At 65.2% G+C, this 13,218-nt stretch carries 13 protein-coding genes; 5 read left to right on the top strand and 8 right to left on the bottom strand.

Annotated elements, in window-relative coordinates; genetic code table 11:
• Positions 1–9: 9 nt before the first annotated feature.
• On the top strand, positions 10–798 hold the full coding sequence (locus AB4Z10_RS17335; RefSeq protein WP_441471629.1) for an ATP12 family chaperone protein: 789 nt from the start codon (positions 10–12) through the stop codon (positions 796–798).
• Positions 799–917: 119 nt separating this feature from the next.
• Complete coding sequence (locus AB4Z10_RS17330) at positions 918–2,447, top strand: acyl-CoA carboxylase subunit beta (protein ID WP_441471628.1); 1,530 nt, start codon at positions 918–920, stop codon at positions 2,445–2,447.
• Between the two features lie 9 nt (positions 2,448–2,456).
• Here the strand turns inward: AB4Z10_RS17330 and fabF are convergent, their stop codons facing one another.
• The 6 genes from fabF to AB4Z10_RS17300 form a co-directional block, all read right to left on the bottom strand.
• Positions 2,457–3,722, bottom strand: a complete 1,266-nt coding sequence (gene fabF / locus AB4Z10_RS17325) for a beta-ketoacyl-ACP synthase II (protein ID WP_441471627.1) — start codon at positions 3,720–3,722, stop codon at positions 2,457–2,459.
• Positions 3,723–3,732: 10 nt separating this feature from the next.
• On the bottom strand, positions 3,733–4,248 hold the full coding sequence (locus tag AB4Z10_RS17320; protein WP_441471626.1) for a winged helix-turn-helix transcriptional regulator: 516 nt from the start codon (positions 4,246–4,248) through the stop codon (positions 3,733–3,735).
• 73 nt (positions 4,249–4,321) lie between these two features.
• Positions 4,322–5,461 carry an ABC transporter permease gene (locus AB4Z10_RS17315; protein ID WP_441471625.1) on the bottom strand — a complete coding sequence of 380 codons (1,140 nt, stop codon included), beginning with the start codon at positions 5,459–5,461 and terminating at the stop codon, positions 4,322–4,324.
• Positions 5,458–6,351 (bottom strand): ABC transporter ATP-binding protein, encoded by an 894-nt coding sequence (locus tag AB4Z10_RS17310; protein ID WP_441471802.1) that lies wholly within the window; start codon positions 6,349–6,351, stop codon positions 5,458–5,460. Before AB4Z10_RS17310 ends, AB4Z10_RS17315 begins: the two co-directional genes overlap by 4 nt.
• Positions 6,352–6,380: 29 nt before the next feature.
• Positions 6,381–7,340 carry an HlyD family secretion protein gene (locus tag AB4Z10_RS17305; RefSeq protein ID WP_441471624.1) on the bottom strand — a complete coding sequence of 320 codons (960 nt, stop codon included), beginning with the start codon at positions 7,338–7,340 and terminating at the stop codon, positions 6,381–6,383.
• The gene (locus tag AB4Z10_RS17300; RefSeq protein ID WP_441471623.1) at positions 7,337–8,137 is read right to left on the bottom strand and encodes a CerR family C-terminal domain-containing protein; all 801 of its coding nucleotides are present in this window, start codon (positions 8,135–8,137) and stop codon (positions 7,337–7,339) included. The genes AB4Z10_RS17305 and AB4Z10_RS17300 overlap by 4 nt, the downstream gene beginning before the upstream one ends.
• A gap of 20 nt (positions 8,138–8,157) precedes the next feature.
• Here AB4Z10_RS17300 and AB4Z10_RS17295 point away from each other — a divergent pair, with 20 nt between their 5' ends.
• From AB4Z10_RS17295 to dksA, 3 genes are all read left to right on the top strand, one after another.
• Positions 8,158–9,531, top strand: a complete 1,374-nt coding sequence (locus AB4Z10_RS17295) for an MBOAT family O-acyltransferase (protein WP_441471622.1) — start codon at positions 8,158–8,160, stop codon at positions 9,529–9,531.
• Between the two features lie 100 nt (positions 9,532–9,631).
• Positions 9,632–10,540: a hypothetical protein gene (locus tag AB4Z10_RS17290; RefSeq protein ID WP_441471621.1), complete on the top strand. Its 909-nt coding sequence runs from the start codon at positions 9,632–9,634 to the stop codon at positions 10,538–10,540.
• Between the two features lie 184 nt (positions 10,541–10,724).
• A complete protein-coding gene (gene dksA / locus AB4Z10_RS17285) occupies positions 10,725–11,147 on the top strand; it encodes an RNA polymerase-binding protein DksA (RefSeq protein ID WP_441471620.1) in 423 nt (140 codons plus the stop codon).
• Between the two features lie 120 nt (positions 11,148–11,267).
• Here the strand turns inward: dksA and AB4Z10_RS17280 are convergent, their stop codons facing one another.
• Complete coding sequence (locus tag AB4Z10_RS17280; protein WP_441471801.1) at positions 11,268–12,245, bottom strand: HAD family hydrolase; 978 nt, start codon at positions 12,243–12,245, stop codon at positions 11,268–11,270.
• A 162-nt stretch (positions 12,246–12,407) separates the two neighbouring features.
• Positions 12,408–13,130: a 2'-5' RNA ligase family protein gene (locus AB4Z10_RS17275; protein ID WP_441471619.1), complete on the bottom strand. Its 723-nt coding sequence runs from the start codon at positions 13,128–13,130 to the stop codon at positions 12,408–12,410.
• Positions 13,131–13,218 lie beyond the last annotated feature (88 nt).

Below are 13,218 nucleotides of genomic sequence, written 5' to 3'. Positions count from 1 at the left end.
GGCAGCGCCATGTCCACTGACGATTTTCTCGCCCGCTTCGGTTCGCCCGGCGCCAGCCAGCCCGATCCCGTGGCGGCCGCCCAGCAGGCCATGCGTAATCCCCTGCCCGCCCGTTTCTACAAGGAGGCCGGCGTGCTCGAGCGCGACGGTCTGTTCCATGTCGCGCTCGACGGCCGCACCGCCCGCACCCCGGCGCGCAAGCCGCTGGCGGTGGGCTCCCGCAATGTCGCAGACGCGCTCGCGGCGGAATGGGAGCGGCAGGCCGAGCGGATCGACCCCGCGCAGATGCCGCTCACGCGTCTGGTCAATTCGGCGCTGGACGGCGTCGAGGATCAGCAGGAAGCGGTTCGCGCCGAGATCGTGCGCTACGCCGCTTCGGACGCGCTCTGCTATCGCGCCGGCGAACCGGAGGCGCTTGTCGCGCGCTACGACGCCGTCTGGCAGCCCATCCTGGAGAGCGTCGAGGCGCTGATCGGCGCCCGCTTCGTTCTGGCCGAGGGCGTCGTCTTCGCCGAGCAGCCGGCCGAGACGCTGGCCGCCGTCGCCCGGCAGGTCGGGGACATCCCCGCACCGCTCGCTTTGGCCGGCGCGCACAACGTCATGACGTTGACGGGCTCGACGATCATCCTGCTCGCCCTCGCCAGCGGGTCGATCGACGCGGAAGCGGCCTGGCAGGCTGCCCATCTCGACGAGGACTACCAGATCTCCGTCTGGGGCCAGGACGAGGAAGCCGCCGAGCGCCGCGCCATCCGCCGCCGCGAGTTCGACGCTGCAGCGCTTCTGCTGTCGAAAGGCTGAGCCGCCGTTCGTCTGCAGAATGCGCGGGCGCGCTTCGGCAAACGTCGCAATGGACTCTCAACACAGCCCCGCTTAAGCCGGCTTTCGAGACGCGATTTCCGGCCGGGAGCCTTGCCGCCATGAAGGACATCCTCGAACAGCTCGAAACCCGGCGCGAGGGCGCCCGCAAGGGCGGCGGCGAGCGCCGCATCGAGGCCCAGCACAAGCGCGGCAAGCTGACGGCCCGCGAGCGCATCGAGCTCCTGCTCGACAAGGACTCCTTCGAGGAGTTCGACATGTTCGTGCAGCACCGCGCCGTCGACTTCGGCATGGACAAGGGCGAGAAGATCCCCGGCGACGGCGTCGTCACCGGTTGGGGCACGGTCAACGGCCGCACCGTCTTCGTCTTCTCGAAGGACTTCACCGTCTTCGGCGGCTCGCTCTCCGAGACCCACGCGCAGAAGATCATCAAGATCCAGGACATGGCGCTGAAGATGCGCGCGCCGATCGTCGGCCTGTTCGATGCCGGCGGCGCCCGCATCCAGGAGGGCGTCGCGGCGCTCGGCGGCTATGGCGAGGTCTTCAAGCGCAACGTGCAGGCTTCGGGCGTCATCCCGCAGATCTCGGTGATCATGGGCCCCTGCGCCGGCGGCGACGTCTATTCCCCGGCGATGACCGACTTCATCTTCATGGTCCGCGACACCAGCTACATGTTCGTCACCGGGCCGGAGGTGGTGAAGACCGTCACCAACGAGACCGTGACCTCCGAGGAGCTCGGCGGCGCCAAGGTCCACACCTCCAAGTCCTCGGTCGCCGACGGCTCCTTCGAGAACGATGTCGAGGCGCTCCTGCAGGTGCGGCGCCTGCTCGACTTCCTGCCGGCCAACAACACGGCCGGCGTGCCGGAATGGCCGAGCTTCGACGTGCCCGACCGTGTCGACATGAGCCTCGACACGCTCGTCCCCGATAATCCGAACAAGCCCTACGACATCAAGGAACTGATCCTGAAGACGGTCGACGAGGGCGACTTCTTCGAGATTCAGGAAGCCTACGCGAAAAACATCGTCACCGGCTTCGGCCGCATCGAGGGCCGCACCGTCGGCATCGTCGCCAACCAGCCGATGGTGCTGGCCGGCGTGCTCGACTCCGACGCTTCGCGCAAGGCCGCCCGCTTCGTGCGCTATTGCGACGCCTTCGAGATCCCGATCGTCTCACTTGTAGATGTTCCCGGCTTCCTGCCGGGCACGGCGCAGGAATATGGCGGCCTGATCAAGCATGGCGCCAAGCTGCTCTTCGCCTATAGCGAATGCACCGTGCCGCTGGTCACGATCATCACCCGCAAGGCCTTCGGCGGCGCCTATGACGTGATGGCTTCCAAGCACATCGGCGCCGACGTCAACTATGCCTGGCCGACGGCGCAGATCGCGGTGATGGGCGCGAAAGGCGCGGTCGAGATCATCTTCCGCGGCATGGACGCGGATGGCATCGCGGCCAAGACGAAAGAATACGAGGACCGCTTCATGTCGCCCTTCGTCGCCGCCGAGCGCGGCTATATCGACGAAGTCATCATGCCGCACTCGACGCGCCGGCGCATCGCTCGGGCGCTGGCCATGCTGCGGACGAAGAACGTCGAGCGGCCCTGGCGCAAGCACGACAACATTCCGCTGTGAGCGGTCTGCCTACGGCCAGCGCCTGAACACAGCGCTGGCATTGACCCCGCCGAAGCCGAAGCCGTTCGAGATGGCGTGCTCCATCGCGAGTGGGCGCGCCTCCTTCGCCACGAGGTCAAGCCCGGCCGCCGCCTCGTCCGGGCTTTCCAGGTTGAGCGTCGGCGGAGCGATCTGGTCGCGCAGCGCCAGGATCGTGAAGATCGCCTCCAGTCCGCCGGCGGCGCCGAGCAGATGGCCGGTCGCCGATTTCGTCGCGCTGATCGCGATGCCGCCCTCATCGCCGAATACCGCCTTGATCGCGGCCAATTCGCCACGGTCGCCGACCGGGGTCGAGGTCGAATGGGCGTTGAGATGGGCGACATCGGCCGGCTGGAGCCCGGCCTGCTTCAGCGCCGTCTCCATCGCCCGCCGCGCGCCTGAGCCATCCTCTGGTCCCGAGGTGATGTGATAGGCGTCGGCGCTCGTGCCGTAGCCGGTCAGCTCGGCCAGGATCGTCGCGCCGCGCGCCTGCGCATGCTCCAGCGCCTCGATCACCAGCAGGCCGGCGCCCTCGCCCATGACGAAGCCGTCGCGATCCGCGTCGAAGGGCCGCGAAGCCTTCTCGGGCTCGTCGTTGAAGCCCGTCGAAAGCGCGCGCGCGGCAGCAAAACCGCCCAGCGCGACGAGATCGACGCAAGCCTCGGTGCCCCCGCAGAGCGCGATATCGACCTCGCCGGCCCGGATCAGGCGTGCCGCGTCGCCGATCGCCTGAACACCGGCGGCGCAGGCTGTGACAGGCGCACCGATCGGCCCCTTGAAGCCGTGCTCGATCGAGACATGGCCGGCGGCGAGATTGACGAGAAAGGACGGGATCGTGAAGGGCGAAAGCCGCCGCACCCCACGCTCGTCGGTGGTCCGCACCGCCTCGGCGATCGCCGGGAAACCGCCGATGCCGGAGGCGATCACCGTCGCGGTGCGCTCGCGCTCGGCCTCGCTTTGCGGCTGCCAGCCGGCCTGCGTCAGCGCCTCCTTGGCGGCGACCAGTGCGAACTGGATGAAGCGGTCCATCTTGCGCTGGTCCTTCGGCGCGATGACCGCATCGGGATCGAAGCCGCCCTCGGCATCCTCGGCCTTTGACGGCACGATGCCCGCGACCTTGGCCGGCAAGGTCTCGACGATGGCGTCAGGCAGGCGGCGCAGGCCAGAACGCCCCGCGAGCAGGCGCTGCCAGGCGATCTCGGTTCCACAGCCGAGCGGCGAGACCACGCCCATTCCGGTGACGACGATACGGCGCATGCGAAAACTCCTATGTGCGGTGGACCGGCGCAGCCACATCCCGCGCCGCCACGATGGCGAGGCGTTGCAGCATGCCGGGGCTGGCCTGCGGGCCAGCGATGACGGTGACGTTGTCGGAATTCACGGGCTGTAGGGTTTCTGCATCGGCATAGGCCGGAACGACCGGCCGCCCGCTTTCCCGATCAGCGAGCAGCAAGGCTTGCCCTTCCGGCGCGAGATGCTGGTTACCGAAGGCCACCAGCGCAGCGACGACCGGGAAGAAATCCCTGCCCCGCTCGGTCAGCACATATTCGTAGCGCTTGGGCCGCTCGCTATAGAGCCGCCGCTGGAACAGCCCGGCTTCGGTGAGATGTTTCAGGCGTCGCGCCAGCATGTTCGGCGCGATGCCGAGGCTGCGCTGGAACTCGTCGAAACGGGTGAAGCCCTGCAGCGCGTCGCGCAGGATCAGGATACTCCACCACTCGCCCACGGCCTCGACCGCGCGGGCGCAGGGACATTCGGCGAGCGGGACGAGCCGGGGCTGCATGGGCCCCAGCTAGTTCAGTTACTATCATTTTGCAAGTTACTTCGGCGATCTGCTTTTCACGCGGCAGCTCCGCTCAATCCAGCGTGTTCCGGAACCGCATCAGTGCAACGCTGGCATAAACCGGCACGAACAGGCTGAGATAGAACACCTCGTCGCCGATATCCCCGAGATCGGCGCCCTTCAGCATGATCCCGCGGATGATGCGCAGGAAGTGCGTCAGCGGAAACAGTTCGCCCAAGGTCTGCGCCCAGCCCGGCATGCCTGCGAAGGGGAACATGAATCCGGACAGCATCAGCGATGGCAGGAAAAAGAAGAAGGTGAGTTGCATCGCCTGAAGCTGCGTGCGCGCCATCGTCGAGATGGTGTAGCCGAGCAGCACGAGCGCCAGAACGAAGATCAGGACACAGCTCAGGAGAAGCGCAAGATCGCCGAGGAACGGCACGCCGAAGAGCAGCTTGGCCGCGCTGAGCACGATCACGACCTGTATCGCGCCGACCACCAGATAGGGCAAAACCTTGCCAAGCATGATCTCGCCGGCCGTCGTCGGCATGGCGAGCAGGTTCTCCATCGTGCCGCGCTCGATCTCGCGCGTCAGCGCCATCGCCGTCATCATCACCATCGTCATCTGCAGGATGACGCCGAGCAGGCCGGGGACAATGTTGTACTGCGTGATGTTCTCGGGATTGTAGCGGCGATGGACCACGAAGGAGAGCCCGTCCGCGCCGGCGGCAGCCGGGTTCGTCTCGGGCTCGCCTTGCACGCGCAGCAGCGCGCGGCTGACGATCGTCCCCAGCGCCGAGACCGCGCCGCTCGCAGCAGCCGGATCTGTCGCATCCGCTTCGACCAGGATGCGCGGCTGGTCAGCCCGCTCGACCCGCACGCCGAAATCGCTGGGAATGGTCACGAGGAAGGAGATATCCCCCTTGGCCATCAGGCTCTCCGCCTGCGCCGCGCTCTGCGGCCGCTCGCGAAAGCGATAGTAGTCCGAGACCTCCAGCGCCGAGACCACGGCGCGCGTATAGCGGTCCTGCCCGAGCGCCAGGATCGCGGCCGGCAGGCCACGCGGGTCGTTGTTGATCGCATAGCCGAAGAGCAGGAGCTGGAGGATCGGCACCGCCAGCATCATCGCGAAGGTGATGCGGTCGCGCCGCATCTGCACGAATTCCTTGGCGAGCAGCGCGCCAAGCCGGCGAATGGAGAACAGCGCGCTCATACCGCCCGCTCCCCTGCGTCGGCCATGAACTTGATGAAGACATCCTCCAGGCTGGTCTCTCCCGGCTCGACACGGAGCCCGCTCGCGCGCGCAAGCGGCGCAAGCGCGGCTTCCAGCTTGTCCCTGTCCGTCCCGACGACATGCAGCGCCGCGCCGAACGGAGCGACCTGCTCGACTCCCTCGGCCGCCGACAGCGCCGCGATCTGCGCGGGCTTCAGCGCCCCATGGACGACATAAGTGACGAGGCCGGAGCCGCCGACCACGTCATCGACGGTTCCCGTCGCCAGCATGCGGCCATGGGCGATGTAGCTGATGCGATGGCAGCGCTCGGCCTCGTCCATGTAGTGGGTGGAGACCAGCACGGTGATCCCCTCGCCGGCAAGCCGATGGATCTCGTCCCAGAACTCCCGTCGCGCCTTGGGATCGACGCCCGCAGTAGGCTCGTCGAGCAGCAGCAGCTTCGGCTGGTGCATGATGCAGGCCGCAAGCGCGAGCCGCTGCTTCCAGCCGCCGGAGAGCGTGCCGGCGAGTTGGTCCTTGCGCGAGGCGAGCCCGAGCCCGTCGAGCGTCTTCGCCACCGCCTCCTCGACCGACTCCAGCTCGTAGAGCCGCGCCACGAAGGTCAGGTTCTCGGCGATAGTCAGGTCTTCGTAGAAGGAGAAGCGCTGCGTCATGTAGCCGACCTGGCGCTTTATCGCGGCGCTCTGCGTGCGGATATCGAGCGCCAGCACCGTGCCCTCCCCGGCATCGGGCTTGAGCAGGCCGCAGATCATCCGGATCGTAGTCGTCTTGCCCGAGCCATTGGGGCCGAGAAAGCCGACGATTTCCCCGGTCCCCACGGCCAGGTCGACGTTGTCGACGACCGTACGCCGGCCGAAGCGTTTGGTCATGCCGCGCACATCGATGGCGAGCGGCGCGCTCACCGCTGCCCCCGCAACATGACGTCGACGATCTGGCCGGGCTGGAGTGCCGATTGCGGCCCGCCATCCGGGCGTGCCTCGACGAGATAGACCAGCTTCTGGCGCGTCTGCGCCGAATAGATCACCGGCGGCGTGAATTCGGGCTCCGGCGAGACATAAGTGACGCTCGCCGTCAGCCCTGCCGCGCAGCCATCGCAGTGCACATCGAGCCGCATCCCTGGCTCTACGCTCGAAATCCACGCTTCCGGCACATAGAGCATCAGCTTGGCCGCCCCGTCAGGCAGCATCAGCAAGACCGGCGCGCTCGGTCCCGCGAGCTCCCCGACGCGCCGCAGCACGTCGCTGACGCGGCCGGCCGAGGGAGCCGCAAGGCGGCGCTGTTCCAGCTTCCAGCGTGCCTGTGCCAGCGTAGCCTTCGCCTCCTCGACAGCGTTCTCGCTCGCCTTGATCTCGTCGGGACGTGCCGCCAGCTTCGCGACGGCGAGATTAGCGGCGCTTTGGCGCACGCTCGCGGCTGCCACGTCGCGCGCCATTTCCGCCTGGTCGAAATCGGCCTGGGTCGAGACGCCGCGCCGCAGCAGATCCTGTCGCCGCTCCAGCGCCCGCTCGGCCTCGCGCTGCTGCGCCTGGGCCGAGACGAGGCTCGCCTCGATCACGGCGATCTCCTCCGGGCGCCTGCCAATGCGCAGATTGTCGAGCTGCGCCTGCGCCTGGATCAGCCGGGCCTCGCTTTCCGCGACCGCATTCTGCGCATCCGTCGTCTCCAGCGTAGCCACGACCCTTCCGGCCGCGACGCGCTCGCCACGGCGCACGTCGATGCGTTCGATACGTGCCGTATCGATCGGGCCGAGCCGCACATATTCGCCCTCGACATAGCCGGCGATCGTGATCGAATCCGACACGCAGCCCGGAATGATCGAGCCCAACAGAACGACGGAACAGAGCAAGCCGAGAATCATGAGCGTTCTCCTCGCGCTGCCAGAACCGAGGCGGTGATCGTCGCGCGGATGGTGCTGGCTATGGCTTCGCTCTCGACCTCGCCGATCGCCTGCCATTCCATCCGCCGGATGACGGCGGGCCGTGCGAGCCGGAAGTAGAGGACCTGACCAATCATCGCGAAGACGGCGAGCTTGGTTCCCTGCGCTTCGCGATCCCCGCCGGTCGCCATGCCCCACAGAGCGCAAAGCCGGCCGTGAATCGGCCCCACCATGCCCTCGTAGAGCAGATCGAAGGCGGAAGACGGCTCCATCATCTCGCGAACGACGAAGCGGGCGATCGCCTCGCTCTCGGGAGCCCGGGTGGCGAAGGCGATCACGCGGCTGACCGCCATGAGCACGGCCTCCAAGGCCTCGTCCGGATGCAACGCCGACGGCAAGGGAGCGAGCTTTTCCTGCCCCAGAACCCGCTCCCGCATCGTGGCCACGATCGCCTCGGCACAGGCCCGGCGCAGACCGTCCTTCCCCCCGAAATGATAGGCGATACCGGCGCTGTTGACCCCTGCAGCCTGCGCGATTTCGCGGATCGAACTCGCGTCGAAGCCGTTTTTTCCGAACAGCTCCAGCCCCGCACGGATCAGGGCCTCCCGTGTTCCACGGTCTGCATCTGAGGTCGCGATCATCCGAATGAAAATACTCCTTGTGCGATATTCAATCAATTGATTGATTGAATATCGCACAAGAACTCCCGCGGCTTTCCCGGCAACTCCGCCGCTCCATGACATGACTTGCGCGGGAGAATGGGCTAAGGCGGCAGCCATTCCCTCACCCACCCCGCCCGATGCTTTTCAACTCCTTCGCCTTCCTGCTCGCCTTTCTGCCGCTGGCACTGGCCCTCCACTGGCTGGCCGAGCGCTTCGCGCCGCAATGGCGGCTGCCGGTGCTGGTCGTGCTGTCCTTCGCCTTCTACGGCTATTGGGACTGGCGCTTCCTGCCGCTGCTCGCCCTCTCCGTCGGGGTGAACTGGCTGATTGCCGAAGCATTCCTGAAGACGAAGTCGAGCGGGCTCATCACGCTGGCCATCGTGCTGAACCTCGCCGTTCTGGCGGTATTCAAGTACTTCAACTTCTTCGCCAGTCTCGCCGGAATGATTCCCGGTTTGCCGGCGCCGAAATTCGACATCGCGCTGCCGCTCGGCATCTCCTTCTTCACCTTCCACCACATCATGTACCTGACGGATCTGAGGCGCGGGCAGGCGCCGCGCTACGATCTCGTCCGCTACGCGCTCTACATCGCCTTCTTCCCGCAGGTGCTCGCCGGTCCGCTGGTGCGCTGGCGCGAGATCATGCACCAGTTCGACGAGCGGCCCTATCAGCGCCCCGACGCCGCCGAGCGGATCGCGCGCGGCCTGATGCTCCTGACCTTCGGCCTCGCCAAGAAGGTGCTGATCGGCGATCCGCTGGCGGAATATGCCAACCCGATCTTCGCAGCCGCCGCTGCCGGCAAGGTCGTCAGCGTGATGGAAGCCTGGCAGGCGACGCTCGCCTTCACCTTCCAGATCTATTTCGACTTCTCCGGCTACACCGACATGGCGCTGGGCCTCGCGCTGCTCTTCGGTATCGTGCTGCCGCAGAATTTCGAGGTGCCCTATCGCTCGCTCAGCATCCAGGATTTCTGGCGGCGCTGGCACATGACGCTGTCGCGCTTCCTGCGCGATTATCTCTACATCCCGCTCGGCGGCTCCCGATCCGGCCTGCCGACCCAGGTCTGGGCGCTCTTCGCCACCATGGCGCTCGGCGGCCTCTGGCATGGCGCGGGCCTCACCTTCGTCGCCTGGGGCGTGGCGCACGGGCTCGCGCTGATCCTCGCGCTGTTCTGGCGCCGCGCCGGCTGGCCGATGCCGGCGCCGCTCGGCTGGCTCCTGACCTTCCTCTTCGTGGTGCTCTGCTGGGTGCTGTTCCGGGCTTCGAACTTCGAAGCCGCGATGACCATCTACAAGGGGCTGTTCGGCCTCGCCCCGATCGGGACCGGCTTCAAATGGCGCGCGCTGGTGCTGGCCGCGGGCTTCGCCATCATCGGCCCGACCGCCTGGAACCTCGTCCACAAGCTGCCACCGGCCCGCTGGATCGCCGTGCTGACCGGGCTGCTGTTCGTCATCATCCTGCTGAAGATCGGCGAAGACGCGAATTATGAGTTCATCTACTTCCAGTTCTGAGCCGGCCGGCACGCCGGGTCAGGCGGCCAGGTGGAGGAACTTCATCGCGACGCTGCTTGCCGCGGCCGCGCTGATCTCGGCCGCCTTCCTGACGCTCGCAGTGCTGGTCGACCCCTATGATTCCGGCCGTACACCGCTTGCCTTGAAAGAGGGAGTGCGCCCGCAAGGGCCGCGCACGGCCTTGGCCAGCCGCGGGCGTGATCCACAGTTCACCGGGGCGATCTTCGGCAATTCGCAGATCCAGCTGATCTCCCCCGGGCAGTTGCGGGAGAAAACCGGCATCCCCTTCGTCTCATTGATCGCACCTGGGACGATGCCGCGGGAGATACTGGCAACGATCGACTGGTTCCTGAGACACCATCGCCAGCCCCCGGCCCGGGCGATCGTCGTCGGCATCGACAGCTACTGGTGCACCTCCAACCCGGCCCTGCCGAACGAGAGGCCGTTTCCGTTTTGGCTGCTGAGCCGCAGCATCTTCGACTATGTCGGCGGACTGATGCGCTACGACCTGATCGAGGAAATTCCGGGCCGTTTCGCCTATCTGACCTCGCGAAAGACCGAGCGCGCGCGCCCCGACGGCTACTGGGACTACGAGGCCGGCAATGAGCTACAGGGCCATGAGCAACGGCCTGAGCTTCGTGCGCGCCTGGAGCAACCGGTGGAACTGGGCGGCGGCAACGTCGACGGTCCCTTCCCCGCTGCGGCGAAGCTCGAGGAATTGATGAAGTCGGCGCCGCAGCGGACGGCCCTGATTCTCGTGCGGCCGCCGGTCTACGTCACCGCGCTCTCGAAGCCGGGAACACCGGACGCCGCGGCTGACGCGGCCTGCCGAAAGGCGTTCGCCGACCTCGCCGCTCGGCGCCCGAACACCGCTCTTGTCGACTGGCGGGTTGATCGGCCAGCCCTGCACGAGCCGAATCTGTTCTTCGATCACAACCATTATCGCGGGCCTATTGCCCGGTTGGTCGAGGCCGACATCGCGGCGGCACTCGGCAAGTTCGAAAGATAGGCCGTTAATCGCGGTTTTCTTCACGTTTTCGGCCTTTCGGCGGGCCGCGATCACGAAGCCGTTGATTGCGATGTCGGAAGCGATTGTTCCGCTTGAAACGGATCGCTATAAGGGCGCCAAATCGGCTCACCCTCCCACGGCAAAGCCGAGGGGCGCGTGAGCGGACAACTCAGAGAGCGCGCCCATGTCGAAGCAGATCATCCTCGATGCGGACTACAAGCCGAGCGATGACGAGCCGTTCATGAACGATCGTCAACGTGAGTATTTCCGCGGCAAGCTCCTCGCCTGGAAGGACGAGATCCTGAAGGAGGCGAAGGAAACCCTCGTCACCCTGCAGAGCGAGAGCGAGAATCACCCTGACATCGCCGACCGGGCCTCGTCGGAGACCGACCGGGCCATCGAGCTGCGCGCCCGCGACCGCCAGCGCAAGCTCATCGCCAAGATCGAGGCCGCCATCGCTCGCATCGACGACGGCTCCTATGGCTTTTGCGAGGAGACCGGCGAGCCGATCTCGCTGAAGCGTCTGGAAGCCCGGCCGATCGCGACGCTTTCGCTCGAAGCCCAGGAGCGCCACGAGCGCAACGAACGCGTCTTCCGCGACGATTGAGGAGCGGCGCCTCGCTGCCTACCAGTTCGAAGGCCCCGCCCCCATGGCGCGGGGCCTTTTTTAGATGGTCAAGAGTTGCGGCGGAATGGCGCCTTCCGACCCAACTCGGGACCTTAGCTGCTACTCAAACGCAAATATGCGCTTCCAGTCGTTCTTCATGTCGACCACCGTCCACTTATTCAGGATCGCGGCATCTAGCGCCTTGTCGAGCTGTCCGAAGGGCGAGTCCCTATCGTAAGCGTATTCACGCTCTGCGTCGGTATGGTGGACAATGAGGCCGAAGCGTAAGCCTCCAGCCAGCGTCGTCCATTGCAGCATTTCTAAGTCGCCGTCGGAATTGCCGAAAGCGGCGACCGGGCGGCGTCCAATGAACTCGTTTATGCCGACCGGTTTGCCGGCCTTGTCGTCGATGAAGTTCATCTCCGCCAATCGGAAGAGCTCGGGCCTGCCGTCGCGCAGCTCAAACCTGGTCTTGATCGAGGAGCCGACAACGTGTTCCGGCGGTACACCATAGACCCGCTCGGTCCATGGACGCATGAACTCGATGCCGCCGCCTGAGACGATGTAAGTCCTGAACCGATTGGAGCGGAGATAGGCGAGCAACTCGACCATCGGCTGATAGGCAAGTTCGGTGTATGGTCGCTTGAAGCGCGGGTGCCGAGCGGTCGCGAGCCAGTCGATGACGATCTTCTGAAACTCCTCTGTCGTCATTCCCGCGTGGCTCGCCAAGACCAACTCGGCCAAGCCCCGCTCCCCAGTTTTGGAGAGCGTTTCCATATCGTTTTCCAGCACTGCCTTGAATGGTTGTGTGTCTTTCCATTCTGGATGCAGGGGCGCCAAAGCCTTCACCCGGTCGATTGCGAATGCCAACTGAGTTGGCCCAGGCTGCTCCACCCAAAGGGTGCCGTCATTATCGAATGTCGCGATGCGCTCTTCGGGAGGCACGAAATCCGGCGAACCCTCGCGTGTCACAGCGGCTACGAATGCCAGGATCGCTTGCTTGGCTGAGCCATCGTTCCAAGAGGGGAGCGGAATGCTCGCAGTCTCTGTTTGTGCCAATGCGGAGAAGGTTAGGGCTCCGGAAAACGCCGGAAGCATTGCCAAGGCCGAGACCAGTTTGCGACGGCTAGGCCTGGAGAAAAGCGCATTCGGTGACATGATTGGCTCCTTTCGAGGCCAGCGCCTGCCATGAAAGCCAAATATACTGTGCCCACGCGGGCGCGACGCGTGTCCTGAGCTTATGCGTCCTCTCCGCCTCCCTTAGGGTGTCAGTGCCAAAGCCCTGAGTTCCTTGCGAGCGGTGCCAAAACTGCCAAGCTGATAAACTGAAGCTCCCACTGGCGAGAACGTAAAGGCGGCGAACGGTTCCGCGAGCATGGTGTCTAGATAGGGGATGGTACCAACACCGATCGTGACGTGGGGATTGAATTTCTCGCCAGCTGCTATTTTCGGAAAATTGGAGACGTAGCCGATCAAGAATTTTTGGATGTCACGGCCATTTTCAGTACTCATGAAGGCTGCTGGCGTTCCAGTCTTCGCCGTGAAAGGCGCAACTGCCTCGATTATTTTCTGCTGCAGCCGATGTAATTCATCTGTCGGTTCAACGACGATTCCCGCCAGCCCGATCGGTGGCGAGGGGATATAGTAATACTTGTATGCTTTCAATTTCCAACTTGTCGGCTTCTCGGTAGACAAGACGTTATTGACCGCCCCGTAGACTTTTTCGAGATCGGCGGTGCGGACAAATGTCTGCAGCATCGTGATGTGCGGATGGCGTGTCGCGTCCAGAGCAAAGCCTTTTGGGAAGGCTTTCAGCAGGCGGGCATTATCCGCCTGTGCATGCTGGATCATTGTTGCATCTGGTTCCAGCGCGATATCGATGGCGGTGACCGGATTTTGCTGAGAATTAGACGGCGACACACTCATCAGAGCTGCCGCCAGACCAAAGCACAACGCGACAAGGGATTTTGCATTGTTTGACATGGCGAAACCCTTCAAATCGATGCAGCACACATCCTATCACATTCGCCGCCGCCTATGGTCGAACCAGGTCGAGATCGGGCGATGTCCA

The organism is Allobosea sp. RAF48 (assembly GCF_052114025.1).
Classification (GTDB): domain Bacteria; phylum Pseudomonadota; class Alphaproteobacteria; order Rhizobiales; family Beijerinckiaceae; genus Allobosea.
Note: the sequence above shows the minus strand (reverse complement) of the source record. Positions and strands in the feature narration are given on the sequence as shown.

What these genes read in the sequence shown, in the direction of transcription:
- dksA (WP_441471620.1), top strand. Translation starts at nt 10,725, where the DNA reads ATGTCGAAGCAGATCATCCTCGATGCGGACTACAAGCCGAGCGATGAC.
- AB4Z10_RS17280 (WP_441471801.1), bottom strand. Translation starts at nt 12,245, where the DNA reads ATGCTTCCGGCGTTTTCCGGAGCCCTAACCTTCTCCGCATTGGCACAA.
- AB4Z10_RS17305 (WP_441471624.1), bottom strand. Translation starts at nt 7,340, where the DNA reads ATGATTCTCGGCTTGCTCTGTTCCGTCGTTCTGTTGGGCTCGATCATT.
- AB4Z10_RS17320 (WP_441471626.1), bottom strand. Translation starts at nt 4,248, where the DNA reads ATGCAGCCCCGGCTCGTCCCGCTCGCCGAATGTCCCTGCGCCCGCGCG.
- fabF (WP_441471627.1), bottom strand. Translation starts at nt 3,722, where the DNA reads ATGCGCCGTATCGTCGTCACCGGAATGGGCGTGGTCTCGCCGCTCGGC.
- AB4Z10_RS17315 (WP_441471625.1), bottom strand. Translation starts at nt 5,461, where the DNA reads ATGAGCGCGCTGTTCTCCATTCGCCGGCTTGGCGCGCTGCTCGCCAAG.
- AB4Z10_RS17295 (WP_441471622.1), top strand. Translation starts at nt 8,158, where the DNA reads ATGCTTTTCAACTCCTTCGCCTTCCTGCTCGCCTTTCTGCCGCTGGCA.
- AB4Z10_RS17310 (WP_441471802.1), bottom strand. Translation starts at nt 6,351, where the DNA reads ATGACCAAACGCTTCGGCCGGCGTACGGTCGTCGACAACGTCGACCTG.
- AB4Z10_RS17330 (WP_441471628.1), top strand. Translation starts at nt 918, where the DNA reads ATGAAGGACATCCTCGAACAGCTCGAAACCCGGCGCGAGGGCGCCCGC.
- AB4Z10_RS17275 (WP_441471619.1), bottom strand. Translation starts at nt 13,130, where the DNA reads ATGTCAAACAATGCAAAATCCCTTGTCGCGTTGTGCTTTGGTCTGGCG.
- AB4Z10_RS17300 (WP_441471623.1), bottom strand. Translation starts at nt 8,137, where the DNA reads ATGGCTGCCGCCTTAGCCCATTCTCCCGCGCAAGTCATGTCATGGAGC.
- AB4Z10_RS17335 (WP_441471629.1), top strand. Translation starts at nt 10, where the DNA reads ATGTCCACTGACGATTTTCTCGCCCGCTTCGGTTCGCCCGGCGCCAGC.